This is a genomic window from Gloeobacter kilaueensis JS1, from assembly GCF_000484535.1.
In the GTDB taxonomy this organism is placed as follows: Bacteria; Cyanobacteriota; Cyanobacteriia; order Gloeobacterales; family Gloeobacteraceae; genus Gloeobacter; species Gloeobacter kilaueensis.
Map to the genome: position 1 here is coordinate 4,158,224 of NC_022600.1, position 18,479 is coordinate 4,176,702.

Below are 18,479 nucleotides of genomic sequence, written 5' to 3' on the forward strand. Positions count from 1 at the left end.
CCACTCGGCAAGACAGGGCGAGCTTTTTCCGTTGTAGCACGGGGCCACAAAAAAAGCCCCGGCAGGGCCAGGGCTTTTTAAGAAGAGGTCAGGGGTAGTTAGTCGAAGTCGGGCATCCCACCGCCGGGGCCACCGGCGGTCGCTTTGTCCTCCTCGGGCTTATCGACGACGATGCACTCGGTGGTGAGCACCATCGCCGCGATCGAGGCGGCGTTCTGCAGCGCCGAACGGGTCACCTTCACCGGGTCGATGATACCGGCGGCGACCAGATCTTCGTACTCGTTGGTGATCGCGTTGAAGCCGAAGTTGAATTCGAGGTTGCGCACCTTCTCGGCAATGACCGAGCCTTCGAGACCAGCGTTCTCGGCGATCTGGCGCAGCGGACCTTCGAGGGCCTTCTGGATGATGCGCGCCCCGATCTTCTCTTCGCCGCTCAGGGTGCCGATGAAGCTGTCGAGCTTACCAGCCAGGTGCAATAGCGCGGTGCCACCGCCGGGGACGATGCCCTCTTCGATCGCGGCCTTGGTGGCGTTGACGGCATCCTCGATGCGCAGCTTGCGGTCCTTGAGTTCGGTCTCGGTGGCCGCACCCACTTTGATCACGGCGACGCCGCCTGCGAGCTTGGCGAGGCGCTCCTGGAGCTTCTCGCGGTCGTACTCGGAGTCGGTCTCGTCGATCTGCTGGCGGATCTGGCCGATGCGCGCCTTGACGGCGGCCTCGTTGCCCTCGGCGACGATAGTGGTGTTGTCCTTGGTGATCGTCAATTTGCGGGCCTTGCCGAGCTGATCGATGGCGACGTTTTCGAGCTTGAGGCCGGTGTCTTCGGAGATCACTTCACCGTCGGTGAGGATGGCGATATCCTGCAGCAGAGCCTTGCGCCGATCGCCAAAGCCAGGAGCCTTGACGGCGGCGACGTTAAGCACGCCGCGCAGCTTGTTGACCACCAGGGTGGCGAGGGCTTCTTTTTCGATGTCCTCGGCGATGATGACGAGGGGACGGCCCGCGCGGGCTACCTTCTCAAGGATCGGCACCAGGTCGGTGATGATCGAGATCTTTTTGTCGGTGATGAGCAAGAAGGGCTCGTCGAAGACCGCTTCCATGCGCTCTTGATCGGTGACCAGGTAGGGCGAGACGTAACCGCGATCGAACTGCATCCCCTCGGTCACCTCCAATTCGGTGGTGAGCGACTTGGACTCCTCGACGGTGATTACACCTTCTTTGCCGACTTTTTCCATCGCCGAGGCGATCATCTGGCCAATCTCCTCGTCGTTGCCGGCGGAGACAGCGGCCACCTGGGCAATTGCCTGGCTGCCCTCGACGGGCTTGGCGACCTTCTCCAGTTCACCCACCAGATAGCGCACGGTCTTCTCGATGCCGCGCTTGAGGGTCATCGGGTTAGAACCGGCGGCGACGTTTTTGAGACCCTCTTTGACCAGCGACTGGGCCAGCACGCAGGCGGTGGTGGTGCCGTCACCGGCGACATCGTTGGTCTTGGAGGCGACTTCTTTGATGAGCTGGGCACCAGCGTTCTCGAGCTTGTTCTCCAGTTCGATCTCTTTTGCGATCGTCACACCGTCGTTGATGATCTGGGGTGCGCCGAATTTCTTTTCGAGCACGACGTTGCGGCCCTTGGGACCAAGGGTGACGCGCACCGCGTTTGCCAGTGCATCGATGCCGCGCTCGAGCGAACGCCGGGCGGCCTCATCGAATACAACTTGCTTTGCCATGACTCCACTTTCTCCTTGACTAAGCAACTACAGCCAGAATGTCCTTCTCTGCCACCAGCACGTACTCGGTATCGCCGAGCTTGAGGTCCGTGCCGCTGTACTTGCCGTACAGAACGGTATCGCCCACCTTGACTTCCGGGCTGACCCGCGTGCCGTCATCTTTGACCCGGCCAGGCCCGACCGCGACCACTTCGCCGGTCTGGGGCTTTTCTTTGGCCGTATCCGGCAGCAGGATGCCACCGGCGGTGCGCTCTTCTTTTTCTACGACTTTGACCAGGACGCGATCGCCCAAAGGACGCAGCGTCGTTGCAGCCAACGCAATCGTTGCCATGCCAAACCTCTCACAACTCGCTTAAAACTGGGGCCGGGAGGTAACGCTCCCTTCCAACAACTGAGTTTAGCACTAAAGGCCCGAGAGTGCTAACCCTCAAATTCAAAGAGTGCCAATTTTAGGAGTGCGGGGGTGGCTGCGCATCAGCGCCTGCACCTGTTCGGCGTGGTAGGAGCTGCGGGTAAGGGGAGAGGAGACCACCTGCAGAAAGCCCATCTGCTCCCCGGCGAGCCGCCAGCGCTCGAAGGTTTCGGGGGGAACAAAGCTCTCGACTTTGAGATGTTTGGGGGTAGGCTGCAGGTACTGGCCAATCGTAAGGATGTCGCAGTGGACGGCGCGCAGGTCGGCCATCGTTTCGAGGACTTCCGCTTCGCTTTCGCCGAGGCCGACCATGATCCCGGACTTGGTGTAGAGGTGGGGGGCGCTGCGGCGGACCCGTTCGAGGAGCCTCAGCGTGCGCTGGTAGTCCCCCTGGGGCCGCACCCGCCGGTAGAGGCGGGGGACGGTCTCGGTGTTGTGATTGATCACCTCCGGCCCGGCTGCGATCACGATCGAAAGGGCGTCTTCTGAGCCGCAAAAATCGGGGATCAAGACCTCGATCGTGGTCTCGGGCATGAGTGCACGCACCTGGGCGATGCAGCAGGCGAACTGGGTGGCTCCGCCCTCCGGCAGGTCGTCGCGGTTGACGGAGGTGATGACGACGTGGCGCAGGCCGAGGCGGCGGACTGCCTCCGCAAGGCGGGTTGGTTCTGTGGGATCGAGCGGCTGGGGATGCTTTTCAAAGTCGATGTCGCAGTAGGGGCAGGCGCGGGTGCAGGCCGGACCCATGATGAGAAACGTCGCCGTTCCGGCTTTGAAACACTCGCCAATATTCGGGCAGGAAGCTTCTTCGCAGACGGTGTTGAGGCTCAGATCCCGCAGGATCGACTGGACTGCGCCGACGCGCTCGCGCTGGGGCGCTTTTACCCTGAGCCAGTCCGGTTTGGCTGTCATAGATCGTCATAACGGGTCTAAGCCAGTCTATCCCTCAGCCACTGAGGCGGTAGAGCAGCCAGCCCGCAAATTCCCGCAGGATGAGCAGGCGCTTGTGCTGCTCCGATAGCTGGGGCGGGATCGGGCTCATCGCAGGGACAACGGCAAAACCGGCTTTTTGAAAGATGTCGAGCGAGCGCTTCATGTGGGGGGCGTCGGTGATGAGCACGATCCGCCGCACCCCCTCCGGCTTGAGGCGAAGGGCGGTAAACTGGGCGTTTTCTTCGGTGGTGCGCGAGCACTCCTCCGCCTGCAGGTCCGAGGCCGGGACGCCTTTTGCCCGCAGAGCGGCAAGCATCGAGTCGGCGTCACCGCGACCGCTTGTGAAGATGCGCGGGGCGCGGCCAGCCTGCCAGAGCTGGGCTGCGAGATCGACGCGGGTGGCCTGAAATTCGATGCCCCGACCCAGGACGACGATCGCATCGGCAGGGATGGCGGTGCCTGCCGCCTCAAAGTGCATCAAGCGGCGATTGGCAAAGGCCAAAAGCGGCGGTGCCGTGCAGCCGATGTAGGCGAGCAGTACGACCGCAGGCACAGCACTCAGCCACCGCTTGAAGGGCAGCGGACGGATGAACCAGGGAAGGGCGATGAGCAGGGCGAGGGGCAGAACGACCAGAAGCGGCTCGCTCAACCACTGCATCAGCGCCGATGTCAGCACCGTCCACAATTCCGGCGGACGCAGACAAAGCGACGGGTCGCTCACGAGATTTCCAAACAAAAGGCTGCATCGAGTCTAGCTCTGTCGCTTCCTCCCCTGGGGTGCGCTACTGCACCACTTCAGGGGAACAGGGCCGCTACCGTCAGGGAAACGGCTGGAAAGTTGAGGGGGATCACCGTCTCCTGGAGGGTAAGAACAGATTCCTGCCGGTAGCCGGCGGCATCCGCTTCGCGCAGGACGATGAGCCGCTCGCCAGGAATATCCACGATCCAGTACTCGCCGATGCCAGAGCGAGCGTAGATCCGCGCCTTTTGCCCACGGTCATAATCTAAAGTCGAATCGGAGACTTCAACGAGGAGCAAGATGTCGGCGGGACCGGGATGGCCTGCGAGGTAGTAGCGGCTGTCGGGGCGAACGACGGCGATGTCCGGCTCCGGTTCTGAGTCGGGGAGGAGGGTGACGGGCAACTGCAACCGCACCTGGATGGCCCCTCCCAGTTGTTCGCGCAGAGAGTCGGCAGCCCGGCTGAGGGTGGCAGCGTGGAGCGATTTTTGCGGAGCCATCTGGACGATCTGTCCTGCGAGCAGTTCAACGGTGTCTGCGCCTGTAAGAATGCCGGCGTCGATCATTCGGTGATACTCCTCGACGGTCCAGATTCTCAGCTGCGCCTTCGTCATCGCCAGGTTCCGAGGCAACTTTGCCTTCAGTCTAGTGCCGGAGCGGCCCGACCCGGATCGCGCAGGCCCGTGGCATCCGTCGCGAGGGCCGGACTGTAAACATCCGGCATGGCGGCTTTTTCAGCGTTCTTCGACTTCAAGCCTGCCCAATACAATCAGGCTTTCAAGATCTTCTGCCGCATCTGCAAGGTACGTGCCCACAACCGCCCGGATCTCATCGAGAGCCTGATCGTCGGCTTGCCCAAGCATCCGGCTCAAGTCGCCAATGTCCACACCCCGGCTGGATAGCAGTTTCATCAACACCAGATACGGAAGTGCGATGACCGGCAGACCATCCGGACTCACATTCGGGGTACTGAGGGCCGGAGGAACCCACGGTTCATCAGAGACGAGCACATCGAGACTGGTACCATCTTCCAAGCGCCAACTGCTGCCGCCTATACTCAGCTCGCCAAGCCTCCGGGCTCCAGCTTGTTCGAGTCGCTGATAAATTTCGGGCGCATCCTTCGTCAAAATCAATATGTCCAGATCCAGGGTCATGCGCTCGGGCATGTAGAGTCGAGTGGCCACACCTCCCACAACAACAAAGTCGCTATTGGACAAGATGTTGCGAAGATCAGCCACAGGAAAAGTCCAACTTCTCGTCTGTAAAAATGTCAGGGAACTACCGCTACCAGCCCGCACCCGTCTAAGAGCGATCTCAATGTACTGTTTTCGTCTTGAGGCGTTCGTATTCGACCTTGCGGCATCGAGTTGGCTGTCCACGGAGGTACCTCAAACAGTGAGAGCCTTTGCCTCTCGTCCAGCTGTGCGGAAGATGCTCGCCGGCGCACACCCCGCCTTCAGTCTAGTGCCGGAGCGGCCCGACCCGGATCGCGCAGGCCCAGGGCAATCTGCGAGTGCTGTTCGACCTGGGCAAGCACGGTGCGGGCGCGGGAGATCACAGCCGGGGGCAAGCCCGCCAGCCGTCCGACCTCGATGCCGTAGGAGCGATCCGCGCCGCCGGGGCTGACCCGGTGCAAAAAGACGATTCGATCGGCCAGTTCCTGGACGGTGACCTGGTAGTTGGCGACGTTGGCGAGCACTGTGGCCAGTTCGTTCAGCTCGTGGTAGTGGGTGGCAAAGATCGTCCGGCAGTGGATCTGGTCTGCCAGGTACTCGGCTACGGCCCAGGCGATGGCGAGGCCGTCGAAGGTGGCCGTTCCCCGGCCAATCTCGTCGAGCAGTACCAGCGAGCGGGCGGTGGCGTGGTTCAAGATATTGGCCGTTTCGGTCATCTCGACCATAAACGTCGATTGACCGGTGGCCAGGTCGTCTACGGCCCCGACCCTGGTAAAGATGCGGTCGCTCACCCCCAGTCGGGCGCTGCTTGCCGGGACGAAGGAACCCACCTGCGCCAGCAGCTGAATCAGGGCCACCTGGCGGATATAGCTCGATTTGCCGGACATGTTGGGACCGGTGAGAATTACCAGTTCCGGCGCTTCGAGGCCGCCCAGGTGGGTGTCGTTGGGTACAAAAAAACCCGCCGGGATCACCTGCTCGATCACCGGATGGCGGCCACCGACGATCGCGATCTCGTGGTCCTTGCTCAGCTGCGGACGGCAGTAGTCGCAGTAGACCGCCACCTCGGCCAGGCTTGCGAGGGCGTCGAGGGCAGCCACCCGGCGGGCGGTAAGCCGCAGGCTATCGACGTGGCAGCCCGCCTCCTGGCGCAACTGGTTGAAGATGTCGTATTCGAGCTGGTTGTTCTGCTGCTGGGCGTTGAGGATGCGGTTCTCGCGCTCCTTGAGTTCGGGGGTGATGTAGCGCTCTTCACCGGTGAGGGTCTGCTTGCGCTGGTAATCGGCGGGAGCGAGATCGGCTTTGCCCCGCGAGATCGAAAGGTAATAGCCAAAGGCTTTGTTGAAGCCGACTTTGAGGGTCTGGATGCCGGTGCGGGCCCGCTCGCGCGCTTCGAGATCGACGAGCCACTGGCGATCGGCGCTGAGCTGGCGGCGCAGGGCTTCGAGATCGTCGTCTACCCCCTCGCGGATGAGCCCGCCCTCGCTCAAGATAAGAGGCGGATTGTCCACGATCGTCCGGCGCAACTTGCTGCCCAACTGCTCCAGCTGGGCGGGCAGGTTCTGCAATGCCTTGAGATAGGGGCTGGTGGCCTCGGCCACCGCCTCAGCCAGAGCCGGCAGCTTGAGCAGCGACTCGCCCAGAGCGACCAGATCGCGGGCGTTGGCAGTCCCCGAGCCGCAGCGGCCCGCCAGCCGCTCCAGGTCGTAGATCGATTCGAGAAGGCGCTGCAACCGCTCGCGCAGCAAAGTATTGTCCACCAGCTCAGCGATCGAATCCTGGCGGCGGCAGATGCGCTGGAGGTCCAATAGCGGCTGCAACAACCAGCGCCTGAGGGTTCGTGCTCCCATCGCCGTGCGGGTGCGATCCAGCGCCCACAGTAGCGATCCGTGCAGCATTCCGTCGCGCACGGTCTGGGTGAGTTCGAGGTTGCGGCGCGTCTGGTGATCGAGGATGAGGTACTGGCTCAGAGCGTAGGTGCGGATGCGATCGAGGGGAATGGTGACGCCTTTTTGGGTCTCCTGCAGGTGCTGCACCAGGCCGCCCGCTGCCCGAATCGCGAGGGGCAACTGCTCGCAGCCAAAGCCTTCGAGGGAGCGCACCCGAAAGGTTTCAAGGAGCAACCGCCGCGCCTCGTCGAAGTCGAAGTGGCGGCGGGGCCTGAGCGTATAGCAGAACTGGGAAGGCAGATAGTCGGGCCGCTCGCTGCTGGCCTCGCCCGGACGCAGCAGCACGAGCGGATCCGGCGCGTCGGCGCTCAGGAGCACCTCGGCGGGCTGCAGGCGCAACAGCTCCTGCACCAGCGGCTCGACGCCCTCCAGTTGCGTCACCTGAAATTCACCGGTCGAGACGTCCGCAAAGGCCAGCCCCCAGCTATCGGCTGCCTGCACCAGCGCCACGAGATAGTTGTTTTTTTTGCTCACCAGCAACTGCTCTTCGAGTACCGTACCGGGGGTGAGCACACGGGTGACGGCCCGGCGGACCAGCCCACTTTCGTCGGTGGCACTCTGGCCTTCCTCCCCGCCTTCCAGTTCCAGAGGCAACAGCAGCGCACCGGCGTCCGCCTTCGAGCGGCGGTTGGTCACCTTTGCCTGTCTGGCGCGCTCCTTCGCCTCCTCGGGAGATTCCATCTGATCGCAGATGACGACGGCGAAGCCTCTGTCGATGAGTTCGGCGCAGTAGCGCTCTAGGGCGTGGTGCGGAATGCCGGCCATCGGCACCCGGCCAATCGTCTCACCGGCGTGGCGGCTGGTGAGCACAATCTCCAGCTCCCGCGCCACCACCTCCGCATCCGCCAAAAAAGTTTCATAAAAATCGCCCATCCGGTACAGCAGCAGGCAGTGGGGGTACTGCGCCTTGACATCTATGTACTGCTGGAGCATCGGTGTGAGCCGACTGCGCTCCAGGCGGCGAAAGTCCCACTGAGAAAGGCTATCGGTCGATATGGCCATCGCAGGTACAGGCAAAAAACGTGCCCCGAATGTAACCTATCGGCTGCTGGGGCCGCGATTCTGGGGATAATAGATGCGCCGCCGGACGCTTTGCCTTTGAACATTCCACACGACACTCCGGCGGGGTAGCTATGTTGGTGCCCTTGACGCCCGAACTGCTGCTGCAAGCCTACAGCCGGGGATTTTTTCCGATGGCCGAGGGACAGGGGCAGCGCATCTACTGGTACGAACCCGATCCACGGGCGATCTTTGAACTCGACAAAATTCACTTTTCAAAGCGGCTGCTGCGCCTGGTGCGCCAGGAGCGCTTCGAGATTCGCTACAGCAGCGCCTTTGAGGCTGTGATCCGCGCCTGCGCCGACCGGCCCTCCACCTGGATTTCAGAAGAAATTATCCGCGCCTACATCAGGCTCTACCGCAACGGCTACGGCCAGAGTGTCGAGACCTGGCAGGGGGGCGAACTGGTAGGTGGTCTGTACGGAGTCAGCCTGGGGGGCGCTTTTTTTGGCGAGTCGATGTTCAGCCGGGTAAGCGACGCCTCGAAGGTCGCCTTTTATCATTTAATCGAGCGGTTAAAAGCGCGGGGCTTCAGTTTGCTGGATACCCAGTTCACCAATAGCCACCTCGAACAGTTCAACGTCGTCGAGATCCCGCGCCGGGCGTATCGCCAGCGGCTCAAGGACGCCCTCTCTACCGAGTGCAAGTTTCGCTAGAGGCTACCACTCGACGATATCGACGATTGTCACCGCATCGGGCTGGTCGCCGTACAGGGTGGCCTCGTTGTTGCCGCGAACGCGCTGAACCGGTGAGGCGGAGCGGCGCAAAAGCCAGCGACTGTTGGCAGGAGCCTGCCGGTAGCGGCTCTCCTCGGCGTTGAGATCCTGTGCGTAGGACTTGCTGCCGGTAACCAGGCTGGCAGGCGAATTGAGCGTACGGGCGGGAACCGTCGTCAACTGGCTTGCATCGTCTTTGGAGGTCTGAGCTACCGCTGGCAGGGCGCTGAGCAGGCAGAGAGCGACCATTGCGATCCCAGTTTTTGAAATAGACATGAGTGAGGAGTCCTGGCGAACTTCTTTCAGCTTAGCCCAAGGTTGGCAAGGAAAAATACCGACCTGTGCATAGCTCTTCAGATCGAGACCTCACCGTCGAGGGAGGGTTTTTGTGCCTCGATCACACTCTCGATCTTCCACAGACCCCGCTCGCGCACCAATAGATAGACATAAAGCACCCGATCGCCGGTTCCTTCGACCAGAACGTGGGCCACCGCCTGCTCGCTGTCGTCGAGGATCGCCCCGAACTGGGCGGTCCGTGAGCGGGCAATTGCCGGATAGGCGCTGCGGACCATCTCGGCAAACGCCGCCGCTGCGAAGCGCCTGCGAATGCCAACCGAAGCATAGGTGTAGGCTTTTTGATAGTTTCCGCTCCGAAAAGCCGCCAGTTGTGCCTGGATAACGCTCTGAATCTGTTTTTTGACCGGTGCCTTGCTCTGGGTAAAACCGGTCTCTTCGCCGCGAGCGGTGGCCGGAGGTCCGACAATCGTCGGACCCGCCGCCAGGATAAGCAGCAATATAGCGGCGCTGAGCACTGTTCTCATAGATAGTACAGGTGCAATGAATGCCTACCAAAATACAGCCTGATGGAAGTAACGGCTTACTCCCGGCCCTGCAACCGCTCCAGCTCCTCCCAGAAGCGCGGGTAGGAGACTGCGGCGCACTGGCCGTCCGCCAGTTGCGTCCGGCCCTGGGCCACCAGAGCCGCAATCGCCAGACTCATCGCGACGCGGTGATCGCCGTGGCTTTCGACATCGGCTCCCTGTAGAGGGTGCCCGCCTTCGATCGTAAGACCGTCGGGCTGCTCCTCGATCCGGGCTCCGAGCCGCCTCAGTTCGCGGGCCATCGTCGTCAGCCGGTCGCTTTCTTTGACGCGCAGTTCCGCCGCATCGCGGATGACGGTCCTGCCCGCAGCACAGCAGGCAGCCACCGCCAGAATCGGGATTTCGTCGATGAGCCTGGGGATCAATTCGCCGCCGATCGTGCAGGCTTGCAGAGCGGCAGTGCGCACGCGCAGGTCGGCCACCGGTTCCCCGCCACTCAGGCGCGCATCTTCGATCGCGATATCCGCTCCCATCTCAGCCAGCACATCGAGGATGCCCGTGCGCGTCGGGTTGATGCCGACGTTGAGAAGTAACAGCTCCGAATCGGGCACGATGCTCGCCGCTACCAGCCAGAAAGCAGCCGAGCTGATGTCGCCGGGTACCCGCAGCGACTGGCCGCTGAGCCGGACCGGACCGCGCACGCTCGCGGTCGTCCCTTCTACCTGCACCTCCGCCCCAAAGGCGGCGAGCATCCGCTCGGTGTGATCCCGCGATCGTACCGGCTCGGTCACGCTCGTCCAGCCTTCGCAAAAAAGCCCAGCCAGCAGCACCGCCGATTTGACCTGGGCGGAGGCGACCGGCGACGCGTAGTGGATGGGCTGCAACGGTTGGCCCACCAGGGCGAGGGGCGCTTTGCTCCCGCCCTCGCGACCCCAGATCAAAGCGCCCATCTGCCTCAAGGGAGCCGCCACCCGCTGCATGGGCCGCGATCGAAGCGAAGCGTCGCCTGTAAGCGCACAAAATAGCCCCGGCTGCGCCGCCAAAATGCCCAGCATCAGCCGCATCGTCGTGCCGGAATTGCCCATGTCGAGCACCTGCTGCGGCTCGCAAAAAGACCCCGAAGCGGTGCCCTGCACCCGGACTCCAGATTCTTTGATCTCGCTGACTTCTGCGCCCAGAGCCCGCAGACAGTGGGCAGTGCTCTGGGGATCTTCGCCGGGTAACAGGCCCTCGATCCGTGTCTGCCCGGCGGCCAATCCTCCCAGCATCAAGGCGCGGTGGGAGATCGATTTGTCCCCGGCAACGGTAATTTTGCCCCGCAAACCACTGCCCGGTGAAATCGTGTACGATCCGTCCATCTTGTTGCCCATGCTGGCCGGACATGATTGTACGCCAGCCTTGCGGAAGCTTGTCCAACTCTGTCTCTCTGGGATAGCCTGATAGAGCAGAGCCCTAGTCCCGTAGAGCGCCATCTATATGAGTGAACCGAACCCGTACCATATTCTCGGTATCGCTGAAAACGCTCCTTTCGAGGAAGTCCAGGAGGCTCGTGTCCGCCTGCTCTCGGAGTTCGCCCTCGACGAAAAGCGCCAGCGCTCGATCGAGATCGCCTACGACGCGATCTTGATGCAGCGACTCAAGCTCCGCCAGGACGGCAAGATCAAAGTCAAAGACGGCATCCGCTACGCCGATCGCACCGTCGTCACCCGTCCGGCCCAGACGCTGCCCACCCGCCCGGCCCGCCAGTGGTGGCGCGGTCTGTCGGTGGCGGCTCCCGAGGCGAGTATCTCCGCCCTCGTCTTCAGCGCCATCTGGCTTCTGTATCTGGCCCTCTCCTCCTCCACGCCCGGCAACGACGGCAGCTACGCCATCGCCCTTGGCCTCTTCGCTACCCTTTATTTTCTCTATCGGCGCATTCGCGTCTTCTGGAAAGCGGGCCTCTACGCACTCGGGGCGGTGGTCCTCGCTATTCTGGCTTCTTCCTCGCTCGCATCGATCTGGCCAGGCCAGGCGGTGCCCGCCGGTGTCACAGGCTTTGTGCTCATCGCCATCCTCTGGCTGGTGACGCTTCTGGCCCGCTGAGAGTTTGGTAAGTTTGTTTGCCAGGGGCTGAGCAACGACTTACACTAGGTACATGCACCTAGCTACGCTCTCGGTCGTTGCCCTTGCCGGCCTTGCCGTGTTCTCCGTCGGCAACGCTACGGTCCGTCTGGGCAAGACCTTACCAAAAGCCTGCTTCGAGCTGGCGGTGCTGGCGGTGCTGACGGTTTTCTGGTTTGCCCTGTTCCACGTGCTCAACTCGTGACAGCCACCGCCTCAAAGTTGACGATCCGCGCAAAGCTCTGCACCTCAAGGCTGGCACCGCCGACGAGCACACCGTCGATTTTGTCCTGGGCCATGATCGCGTCGATGTTGCCGGGGTTGCAGGAGCCGCCGTAAAGAACAGGCAGGTTGGCTTGGCCGACGTGTTCGCGGATAAGGCCGATGATCCGGTTGGCCTCGACGGGCGCACAGGTCTTGCCCGTGCCGATCGCCCAGATTGGCTCGTAGGCGACGATGAGCCGATCAAGGTCGATGTCTTTGAGATCGTGATCCAGTTGAAAGCGAATGTGGGATTCGGTCTGCCCGGCGAGCCTCAGCGCTTCGCTTTCGCCGACGCAGAGAATCGGGGTAAGGTCGTGGGCCTGGGCTGCCTTTAGCCGCCGGTTGACCGTCGCGTCGGTTTCGTTGAAGTACTGGCGGCGCTCGGAGTGGCCGACAATCGCGTAGAGCACCCCCAGTTCGGTGAGCATAACGGGGGCAATTTCGCCGGTGTAGGCACCGCTATTTTCCCAATGGACGTTCTGGGCTCCCACAGCGTAAGGCCCGGCGTTGGCGCTCAAGATGTCCAGGCAGGTATAGGGGCCGCACAAAATCACCAGCCGATCCGCTGCTAGGGGCTCGATCAGCGGCAAGAACGCTTCGACGAAGGCGCGGGCCTCACCGCGCGTCTTGTGCATCTTCCAGTTGCCCGCCAGAACCTTGCGTGCCAAGACAGTCCTCCTCCCGGATTTCAATTCTCCTCAGTGTACCAGCCAGTGACGGCGCGATACAGTGGACGAGGCAGTAGCGGATGGGAGGACGGCCTTGGCGACGATCGAATTTATCAGCGGCATTCAAGAAGAGGTGAGCGAAATCAAGCTGCGCCGGGGCAAGAGCAGCGGCAACGTGATCGTTGTCTTCATCTTTGAGAAGGTCAACGCAATGGCAAACCTCAGCAGCTTCTCCTCGGGCGGTGCCCAGTACATGCGCCTGAGCGACGAGGAGGGCGACATTCAGGTGACGCCGCGCAACCTCGAATTTTTTTACAAGAACGACGACAACCTCGAGCGGCTGGTCTGCACCTTCGAACTCATCAACGATGTGCAGCGCCAGCGCCTTGAGCGATTTATGAACCGCTACGCGGAGCGCAATGGCATGGGCTACGAGGACAGGGACCAGCCCGCTTCTGAGACAATAAAGCAGTAGATTGTTACGGCGAGCACAATGACCACCTTTGAAGGGCATTTTCAGGACACGGCGGATCTGAAGTTTGCGATCGTGATCGCCCGCTTCAACGATCTGGTGACGGGCAAACTCTTGAGCGCCTGCGAGGATGCCCTCACTCGCCACGGGATTACCGTCGGACCCGCTTCCTCCCAGGTCGATTACGCCTGGGTGCCGGGCAGCTTCGAGATCCCGATGGTCGCCCGCCTGCTCGCCCTTTCTGGGCGCTACGACGCGATCATTTGTCTGGGGGCGGTTATTCGGGGCCAGACCAGCCACTACGACCACGTCGCCTCCGAAGTGGCCAAAGGCATCCAGACCCTTGCCTACCAGACCGGCGTGCCGATTACCTTTGGCGTCCTCACCACCGATACGCTGCAGCAGGCGCTCGAACGGGCCGGTATCAAGAACAACCTCGGTTGGGAGTACGGCATGAACGCGATCGAAATGGCCAATCTCACCCGCAAGTTGCGCCATCTGGCACTGCCGGAGCAGTCCGCTCCCAACCTGCTCAAATAACTCTGCCGATGCGCCGCAGCCTGCTGCTGTTGTTTATTTTGTTGTTGCCCACTCCGCTTCTGGCCCAAAATTCCCTGCGCTTCGATCTCGACGGCGATGGCCGCAGCGAGGCAGTCGCCCTGGTCGGTAGCGAGTTGAGCGTCCGCAAGGGCGATCGGGCCACTGCCCGGCTGCCCATCGAGCCCAAAGAAGCCCAGAGCCTTGAGATGGTCGCCCTCGCGCCCCACCTGACGCTGGTGGGCGTCACCAGCCGCATCGCCGGTGGACGGTGCTACCGCTTTTATCGCTTTTATGAAGGGCAGCTCCTGGTGGTGCCCGTCGAGGTGGCCGAGGACGACTTTGCGGACAGTCGCATCTGCACCGCCCCTGCCACCGCCGTGCGCACCGGCGATCTGACCGGCGACGGGGTGGCGGAGCTGATCGTCGAAGAGCGCCTGGCTGCTGGCCGCAACTTGATCCGCCGCCGCGTCTACCGCTACTTTCAAGGTGCCTGGAGTGCGCTGCCCCTGTTATCGGGGCTGACGGTCGATGGGGTGCCCATCCTGCCCCAACTGGCCGGCACCTACTACCGCGCTGAGGCATTTTCCGCTCTGCAGGATCTGCAGGATCTGCAAATTCTGCGCACCAGCCCGGCCCTCGTGGTCACGCTGCCCGCCGGTGCGGGTCTCTACCAGCTCGTCCTGCGCACACCGACCAGCCAGTTGAATCTGCGCCTGGGCAGTGCCCGCCGCAGCGTCGATCTGCAAGATGGCGAACAGCGGCTGGCCTTGAATGTCTCCGCTTCCGGGCGCAAGGGCCGCCTCACCTACGACTCGGCAGCCGATTTTACCGACGCGCCGATCGAGGTAAGTGGCCTGGGACCTGAACTGGACGGCACCTACCGTCCGGCTCCCTACGATCCGCGCTGGAGCAGCCTCGACGCTTACATTGGCCAGGGCGTGCTGGTCGGCACCTGGAACCCGATCGGCAACGTCGGCCTTGTCCTGCGCGACAACCTGCGCGTCGATCCAGGGCCAATCGCCGGTGCGCTTGTGCTCTCCTCGCGGCCCGCAGCGGTCTACAGCGTCGATCTAGCTGCCACCGTTGCTTCGCCCTACGACTTTGTGCTCACGGCGGTCGGTGCCCCGCCCCTGATCGTCGATCTGCGCGGAGCGGACACGATGGCAGTTGCTCCGGCGCGCTGCAGCCGGGAGGCAAAGCAACTGAGCTGCCTCCCGACCGGTAGCCCGATACTCTACCACCGCCGGGAGGCACCCACTTGAACCTGCGCCTGGTAACATAGGGAGCGCACAGAATGCAGAAAGCCATGGCGACTTCCAGCAGGACAAAGACCCTTGAGGACTGGACACCACAGGACGTTGCTGAACTCGCCCGCCGCCTGGAAGAGGACAGCTACGAGCACGCCTTCGACGCCCTCGCCGACTGGCAGGTACTCAAGGCGCTGCAGTACCGCCGCCCCCATCTGGTCGATGCCTACGTTCATCTTCTGGAATTAGAAGAAGACGAGTCATAGTCGCTCCTCCCGATAAAAGATTTTGGGCTGGTAGCCCGACTAACAGATCGCGGCCAGTAGCGGAGGGTTTTCTGATAGCTGAGCAATCGCCTGAACCAGCAGAGCGTCTCCCTGCTCGACTGTCTCGATGCGCGTCAACTGGGCACGGATCGTGGCGGCTCCGGCAAAGTCGCGCACGTACCAGCCCATGTGCTTGCGGGCGCGGCGCACCCCCTGCTCGCCCAGGTAGCGGTGCAACAGTTCCAGGTGCAGCCGGGCCAGTTTGAGCCGCTCGGCAGCAGAAGGTTCCGGCAGCCGCTCGCCGGTGCGCAGGTAATGGTCGATCTGGCCCACCAGATGGGGAGAACCCATCGTGCCGCGAGAGCACATCAGCCCATCCGCACCGGTTACCTCAAGGCAGCGGATCGCTGCGTCGATCGAGAAGATGTCGCCGTTGGCAATCACCGGGATGGTCAACTGCTCTTTGACGCGGCCAATCCACTCCCAGCGGGCAGAACCCTCAAAGCCCTGGGCGCGGGTGCGGGCATGGATGGTAATCAGCGCTGCGCCACTTTCTTGCATCAGGCGCGCAAAGTCCAGAATGTTGATTTCGGCGTCGTTCCAGCCCAGGCGGGTCTTGACCGTGACCGGCAATGGCACCGCCGCCGCTACCGCCTCGACGATCCGCGCCGCCGTCTGGGGCTCGCGCAACAGCGACGAGCCGCCGCCGTTTTTGGTGATCTTGTTGACTGGACAGCCCATATTGATGTCGATCACATCGGCCCCCTGATCGGCGGCAATCCGGGCCGCCTCCACCAGAAAGTCGGGCCGACAGTCAAAAAGCTGGATGCCGATGGGCGTCTCGCCCTCGTCGATATCCATGATCCGAGGAACGGTACGGCTGTAGTGCAGCCCCGAGGCACTCACCATCTCCGTAAACAGCAGTGAGCCGGGAGCGTAGTGGCGCACCAGCTGCCGAAAGGCCCGGTCCGTCACCCCCGCCAGGGGCGACTGCAGCACGCGGCTGGTAAACTGGCGCGGGCCAATCACCAGGGGCGGGCGCAGCCGCGCCCGCTGGGCAGCAGAAAGTTCCACCTTCAAACTACAGCAACGTCTGCAGATACGTCTGCACGATCGTCTCGAGCTTGCCCATGATCTCCTGCTGCTCTTTTGGATTGAGGCCGGTGTTGCGCAATTCGAGGATCAACTCGCCCTTGCGCTTGGGCAGGCCGACAAAGCCCTTCTGGCCGTTGCGAAAATCGGAGGCGGCAAATTCGCCCGCGATTCCCGCCAGATTGAACAATTCCGCCTCGCCGTAATCGGGCACCAGATGGGCCGATTGCTTGCAGATCTGGCGCAGTTGCTCGACCTCTTGTTTGCTTACGAGCAGCTTTTCGAGCTTGGCTAGCCGCCCGTGCCAGTGACGTTCGTTTTCGCCTTCTTCGCGGACCATGCGCTCTTTGATCGCACGGTTGTAATTTTCGAATAGGGTGGGGACGACACTGCTTTCCCAGCCTTTGACGCGGCTGAAGACAGTGTGGATACTGCGAACAATCTTAGGCGTCGGGTTGTAGGCGACCGCCTGACGGTTCGGACCGTGGGGATTGTAGCCCAGCATGATCCGCCTGAGGGTGTTTTGGGTGATGTTGCGTTCGCCGGTAAATTGATCGACCGATAGCAAACAGAAATCTGTTTGCGTCATCCGGGCTTCGTTGAGGAAATTCTCCAGCAATTGCCCGAGGGGGAACTGTCGTTTAGGGAGTGCACCATTCATCGCCGTGTGCGCGTATACGGTGTTACTATGTTATCCCATCGGCGACAAACCACCGGCCCCAGCAGCAAAAGCCCCCAGCTCAAGGGATGCCGGTAGTGGCCGCTACACTTCATAAAAATTAAGGTGCCTCCCCTGGGAAAATGCGCTTTTTTGCGCAATTGCCCTTTGAAATCTGGGTGGGAGGGGTGTACTATTTCTCACAGTCCCTTGGCCTACTACTACTATGTCAGGAACCGATACATTTACAAATGCGCTTGAAGTCCTGCAGTGCCTTCCGATGAGCGACCCGCGCGTACTCGATGCCTGCCGCAAGCTCGGTGAGATTACCAACGACCTGCAGACGGCGATGGCAGCCGAAACCTCTCCAGAAGAGACCTATAGCCTCGTCGAACAGGGTGCGCGCGACAGCGCCCGCAAGGCGGCGAGTTTTCTCATCGAGGTGCTGCGTCTGGCTCACAACCTCTAAACCGGTTGGAGCACACAGTCTCTGACTCTCCTCTCACCAGCGCGGCAAAATCCCCCATCGCCTCAAAAAAATTGCCGCACATCCCCACTGCAAGCATTCGCGACTGGCCGTAGTTTTTTAGCTCTCCTACCTTGGGGCTGGCTGCCGGTACCGCAACCGGGGCAGCACCTCCAGTCCACCGTAGGATGAGGGGGTCTTCTGTACAGGTTCTGGGTTGATGGTCGGGCCCGTCGCCTGCGTCAGTGAGGGAAGCGAACGTTACTACCGGGTCGGAGAACACCTCTATCCTGGTGTGACGACGATTCTGGCAGCCACTCGGCCACCGGAGGCAATTGAAGCGCTCGAGCGTTGGCGCAATCGGGTCGGCGTCGAGCAGGCTCAGGCCATTCAGGTTGCCGCCAGTGGTCGTGGCAACCGGTTGCATGCGCTCGTCGAGCAGTACCTGCGCGGCGAGCCGGTCGATACTGACCAGGCAGCGGCGCTGCAGCCCTGGTGGGGCAGCGTTCAGCCCGCCCTGCGCCAGATCGCCGACGTGCGTCTGGTCGAAGCGCCCCTGTTTCACCCAGTGGGTTGCTATGGCGGCACAATCGATGCGCTCTGCCGCTTCCAGGGCGAGCTGGTGGCGCTTGACTGGAAGAGTGCTGAGCGGCCCAAGCGACGCGCCTGGCTCGGAGACTATCCCCTGCAACTAGCGGCCTACCTGGGAGCGGTCAACCGCCTCTACGACCTGCGGGTCGCAAGCGGCATCATCGTGCTCGCCCACCGGCAGGGCGCTGCCCGCATCTACCGATTCAGTGGCCCGGAACTCCGCCGGTACTGGTTCGCGTGGCTGAAGCGGCTCGTCCAGTTCTGGTCAACCAACGACAGCGATCCGCGCTCTGCCCAGATCGTCGAGCAGATCCGAACAGCCTATCCGGCTGTTGGAACCCAGATTTAGGCGTCGGCCTCACCAAAAGCCTGCCCTTCAATGCCCTGCCACCACCTGCCCAGGCCCATCAATTGCTGGTGCAGCGCTGTCAGCTCGCTCGTGTACTCTTGATCACTCATACTCGAGCGCCGTTCTTCGAGGAGTTTGAGGCGCAACTGCACGAGCAGCCACGGCTTGGAGATGCCATCTATCTGCTCGATGTAGCGGGCAAGGATTTTGCTGTCCATGTTACTTATCTTAACGC

23 protein-coding genes are annotated in these 18,479 nt (G+C 62.1%); 9 read left to right on the forward strand and 14 right to left on the reverse strand.

Going from position 1 to position 18,479, the window contains the following annotated elements; translation table 11 throughout:
- Nucleotides 1-98: 98 nt before the first annotated feature.
- The 7 genes from groL to mutS form a co-directional block, all read right to left on the reverse strand.
- Complete coding sequence (gene groL, locus GKIL_RS19270) at nucleotides 99-1,727, reverse strand: chaperonin GroEL (RefSeq protein ID WP_023175525.1); 1,629 nt, start codon at nucleotides 1,725-1,727, stop codon at nucleotides 99-101.
- A gap of 19 nt (nucleotides 1,728-1,746) precedes the next feature.
- Complete coding sequence (groES, locus tag GKIL_RS19275; RefSeq protein WP_023175526.1) at nucleotides 1,747-2,058, reverse strand: co-chaperone GroES; 312 nt, start codon at nucleotides 2,056-2,058, stop codon at nucleotides 1,747-1,749.
- Nucleotides 2,059-2,160: 102 nt separating this feature from the next.
- Nucleotides 2,161-3,051 (reverse strand): lipoyl synthase, encoded by an 891-nt coding sequence (lipA, locus tag GKIL_RS19280; RefSeq protein ID WP_023175527.1) that lies wholly within the window; start codon nucleotides 3,049-3,051, stop codon nucleotides 2,161-2,163.
- Between the two features lie 34 nt (nucleotides 3,052-3,085).
- Nucleotides 3,086-3,793: a YdcF family protein gene (locus tag GKIL_RS19285; protein WP_023175528.1), complete on the reverse strand. Its 708-nt coding sequence runs from the start codon at nucleotides 3,791-3,793 to the stop codon at nucleotides 3,086-3,088.
- A gap of 74 nt (nucleotides 3,794-3,867) precedes the next feature.
- Nucleotides 3,868-4,425 (reverse strand): Uma2 family endonuclease, encoded by a 558-nt coding sequence (locus tag GKIL_RS19290; protein WP_041244080.1) that lies wholly within the window; start codon nucleotides 4,423-4,425, stop codon nucleotides 3,868-3,870.
- A 120-nt stretch (nucleotides 4,426-4,545) separates the two neighbouring features.
- Nucleotides 4,546-5,049, reverse strand: coding sequence for a hypothetical protein (locus tag GKIL_RS19295; protein WP_023175530.1), 504 nt, complete (start codon nucleotides 5,047-5,049; stop codon nucleotides 4,546-4,548).
- Between the two features lie 218 nt (nucleotides 5,050-5,267).
- Nucleotides 5,268-7,937, reverse strand: a complete 2,670-nt coding sequence (mutS, locus tag GKIL_RS19300; protein WP_023175531.1) for a DNA mismatch repair protein MutS — start codon at nucleotides 7,935-7,937, stop codon at nucleotides 5,268-5,270.
- 131 nt (nucleotides 7,938-8,068) lie between these two features.
- On the opposite strand from mutS, the gene aat reads away from it, so the two are divergent.
- Nucleotides 8,069-8,650: a leucyl/phenylalanyl-tRNA--protein transferase gene (gene aat, locus GKIL_RS19305; protein ID WP_023175532.1), complete on the forward strand. Its 582-nt coding sequence runs from the start codon at nucleotides 8,069-8,071 to the stop codon at nucleotides 8,648-8,650.
- 3 nt (nucleotides 8,651-8,653) lie between these two features.
- Here aat and GKIL_RS19310 read toward each other — a convergent pair whose 3' ends face one another.
- From GKIL_RS19310 to aroA, 3 genes are all read right to left on the reverse strand, one after another.
- The gene (locus GKIL_RS19310; RefSeq protein WP_023175534.1) at nucleotides 8,654-8,986 is read right to left on the reverse strand and encodes a hypothetical protein; all 333 of its coding nucleotides are present in this window, start codon (nucleotides 8,984-8,986) and stop codon (nucleotides 8,654-8,656) included.
- A 77-nt stretch (nucleotides 8,987-9,063) separates the two neighbouring features.
- Nucleotides 9,064-9,531: a DUF4864 domain-containing protein gene (locus GKIL_RS19315; protein WP_023175535.1), complete on the reverse strand. Its 468-nt coding sequence runs from the start codon at nucleotides 9,529-9,531 to the stop codon at nucleotides 9,064-9,066.
- 56 nt (nucleotides 9,532-9,587) lie between these two features.
- Nucleotides 9,588-10,889, reverse strand: coding sequence for a 3-phosphoshikimate 1-carboxyvinyltransferase (aroA, locus tag GKIL_RS19320; protein WP_041245056.1), 1,302 nt, complete (start codon nucleotides 10,887-10,889; stop codon nucleotides 9,588-9,590).
- A 118-nt stretch (nucleotides 10,890-11,007) separates the two neighbouring features.
- On the opposite strand from aroA, the gene GKIL_RS19325 reads away from it, so the two are divergent.
- Complete coding sequence (locus GKIL_RS19325) at nucleotides 11,008-11,613, forward strand: CPP1-like family protein (RefSeq protein WP_023175538.1); 606 nt, start codon at nucleotides 11,008-11,010, stop codon at nucleotides 11,611-11,613.
- A 52-nt stretch (nucleotides 11,614-11,665) separates the two neighbouring features.
- Nucleotides 11,666-11,836 (forward strand): hypothetical protein, encoded by a 171-nt coding sequence (locus GKIL_RS25435; RefSeq protein ID WP_023175539.1) that lies wholly within the window; start codon nucleotides 11,666-11,668, stop codon nucleotides 11,834-11,836.
- On the opposite strand, the gene tpiA is transcribed toward GKIL_RS25435, so the two are convergent.
- A complete protein-coding gene (tpiA, locus tag GKIL_RS19330; RefSeq protein ID WP_023175540.1) occupies nucleotides 11,826-12,563 on the reverse strand; it encodes a triose-phosphate isomerase in 738 nt (245 codons plus the stop codon). The two genes, GKIL_RS25435 and tpiA, sit on opposite strands and share 11 nt — an antisense overlap.
- Before the next feature lie 94 nt (nucleotides 12,564-12,657).
- On the opposite strand from tpiA, the gene psb28 reads away from it, so the two are divergent.
- From psb28 to GKIL_RS19350, 4 genes are read left to right on the forward strand one after another with little or no spacing between them, the layout of a single operon-like run.
- Entirely contained in the window at nucleotides 12,658-13,038 is a 381-nt protein-coding gene (psb28, locus tag GKIL_RS19335; RefSeq protein WP_023175541.1) for a photosystem II reaction center protein Psb28, read from the forward strand.
- A gap of 18 nt (nucleotides 13,039-13,056) precedes the next feature.
- A complete protein-coding gene (ribH, locus tag GKIL_RS19340) occupies nucleotides 13,057-13,575 on the forward strand; it encodes a 6,7-dimethyl-8-ribityllumazine synthase (RefSeq protein WP_023175542.1) in 519 nt (172 codons plus the stop codon).
- An 8-nt stretch (nucleotides 13,576-13,583) separates the two neighbouring features.
- On the forward strand, nucleotides 13,584-14,837 hold the full coding sequence (locus GKIL_RS19345; RefSeq protein ID WP_023175543.1) for a hypothetical protein: 1,254 nt from the start codon (nucleotides 13,584-13,586) through the stop codon (nucleotides 14,835-14,837).
- 44 nt (nucleotides 14,838-14,881) lie between these two features.
- A complete protein-coding gene (locus GKIL_RS19350; protein WP_041244084.1) occupies nucleotides 14,882-15,088 on the forward strand; it encodes a DUF2555 domain-containing protein in 207 nt (68 codons plus the stop codon).
- Between the two features lie 39 nt (nucleotides 15,089-15,127).
- Here the strand turns inward: GKIL_RS19350 and dusB are convergent, their stop codons facing one another.
- Together dusB and GKIL_RS19360 are read right to left on the reverse strand one after the other, a co-directional pair.
- Entirely contained in the window at nucleotides 15,128-16,162 is a 1,035-nt protein-coding gene (gene dusB, locus GKIL_RS19355; protein WP_023175545.1) for a tRNA dihydrouridine synthase DusB, read from the reverse strand.
- A gap of 7 nt (nucleotides 16,163-16,169) precedes the next feature.
- On the reverse strand, nucleotides 16,170-16,769 hold the full coding sequence (locus GKIL_RS19360) for a hypothetical protein (RefSeq protein ID WP_041244085.1): 600 nt from the start codon (nucleotides 16,767-16,769) through the stop codon (nucleotides 16,170-16,172).
- A 349-nt stretch (nucleotides 16,770-17,118) separates the two neighbouring features.
- Between GKIL_RS19360 and GKIL_RS19365 the strand changes: the two genes are divergently transcribed.
- Both GKIL_RS19365 and GKIL_RS19370 read left to right on the forward strand, forming a co-directional pair.
- The gene (locus GKIL_RS19365) at nucleotides 17,119-17,307 is read left to right on the forward strand and encodes a hypothetical protein (RefSeq protein ID WP_041244086.1); all 189 of its coding nucleotides are present in this window, start codon (nucleotides 17,119-17,121) and stop codon (nucleotides 17,305-17,307) included.
- Nucleotides 17,308-17,524: 217 nt separating this feature from the next.
- Nucleotides 17,525-18,244 carry a PD-(D/E)XK nuclease family protein gene (locus GKIL_RS19370; protein ID WP_023175548.1) on the forward strand — a complete coding sequence of 240 codons (720 nt, stop codon included), beginning with the start codon at nucleotides 17,525-17,527 and terminating at the stop codon, nucleotides 18,242-18,244.
- Here the strand turns inward: GKIL_RS19370 and GKIL_RS19375 are convergent.
- Nucleotides 18,241-18,462 (reverse strand): hypothetical protein, encoded by a 222-nt coding sequence (locus GKIL_RS19375; RefSeq protein WP_023175549.1) that lies wholly within the window; start codon nucleotides 18,460-18,462, stop codon nucleotides 18,241-18,243. The genes GKIL_RS19370 and GKIL_RS19375 overlap by 4 nt on opposite strands.
- Between the last annotated feature and the right edge of the window lie 17 nt (nucleotides 18,463-18,479).

Bases quoted from the DNA above. Each gene is read 5' to 3' on its own strand.
- groES (WP_023175526.1), bottom strand. From the start codon at position 2,058: ATGGCAACGATTGCGTTGGCTGCAACGACGCTGCGTCCTTTGGGCGAT.
- GKIL_RS19345 (WP_023175543.1), top strand. From the start codon at position 13,584: ATGCGCCGCAGCCTGCTGCTGTTGTTTATTTTGTTGTTGCCCACTCCG.
- mutS (WP_023175531.1), bottom strand. From the start codon at position 7,937: ATGGCCATATCGACCGATAGCCTTTCTCAGTGGGACTTTCGCCGCCTG.
- GKIL_RS19350 (WP_041244084.1), top strand. From the start codon at position 14,882: ATGGCGACTTCCAGCAGGACAAAGACCCTTGAGGACTGGACACCACAG.
- lipA (WP_023175527.1), bottom strand. From the start codon at position 3,051: ATGACAGCCAAACCGGACTGGCTCAGGGTAAAAGCGCCCCAGCGCGAG.
- groL (WP_023175525.1), bottom strand. From the start codon at position 1,727: ATGGCAAAGCAAGTTGTATTCGATGAGGCCGCCCGGCGTTCGCTCGAG.
- GKIL_RS19370 (WP_023175548.1), top strand. From the start codon at position 17,525: ATGGTCGGGCCCGTCGCCTGCGTCAGTGAGGGAAGCGAACGTTACTAC.
- GKIL_RS19315 (WP_023175535.1), bottom strand. From the start codon at position 9,531: ATGAGAACAGTGCTCAGCGCCGCTATATTGCTGCTTATCCTGGCGGCG.
- GKIL_RS19375 (WP_023175549.1), bottom strand. From the start codon at position 18,462: ATGGACAGCAAAATCCTTGCCCGCTACATCGAGCAGATAGATGGCATC.
- GKIL_RS19310 (WP_023175534.1), bottom strand. From the start codon at position 8,986: ATGTCTATTTCAAAAACTGGGATCGCAATGGTCGCTCTCTGCCTGCTC.
- GKIL_RS19290 (WP_041244080.1), bottom strand. From the start codon at position 4,425: ATGACGAAGGCGCAGCTGAGAATCTGGACCGTCGAGGAGTATCACCGA.
- GKIL_RS19365 (WP_041244086.1), top strand. From the start codon at position 17,119: ATGAGCGACCCGCGCGTACTCGATGCCTGCCGCAAGCTCGGTGAGATT.
- GKIL_RS19360 (WP_041244085.1), bottom strand. From the start codon at position 16,769: ATGACGCAAACAGATTTCTGTTTGCTATCGGTCGATCAATTTACCGGC.
- aroA (WP_041245056.1), bottom strand. From the start codon at position 10,889: ATGGACGGATCGTACACGATTTCACCGGGCAGTGGTTTGCGGGGCAAA.
- aat (WP_023175532.1), top strand. From the start codon at position 8,069: ATGTTGGTGCCCTTGACGCCCGAACTGCTGCTGCAAGCCTACAGCCGG.
- ribH (WP_023175542.1), top strand. From the start codon at position 13,057: ATGACCACCTTTGAAGGGCATTTTCAGGACACGGCGGATCTGAAGTTT.
- GKIL_RS25435 (WP_023175539.1), top strand. From the start codon at position 11,666: ATGCACCTAGCTACGCTCTCGGTCGTTGCCCTTGCCGGCCTTGCCGTG.
- GKIL_RS19325 (WP_023175538.1), top strand. From the start codon at position 11,008: ATGAGTGAACCGAACCCGTACCATATTCTCGGTATCGCTGAAAACGCT.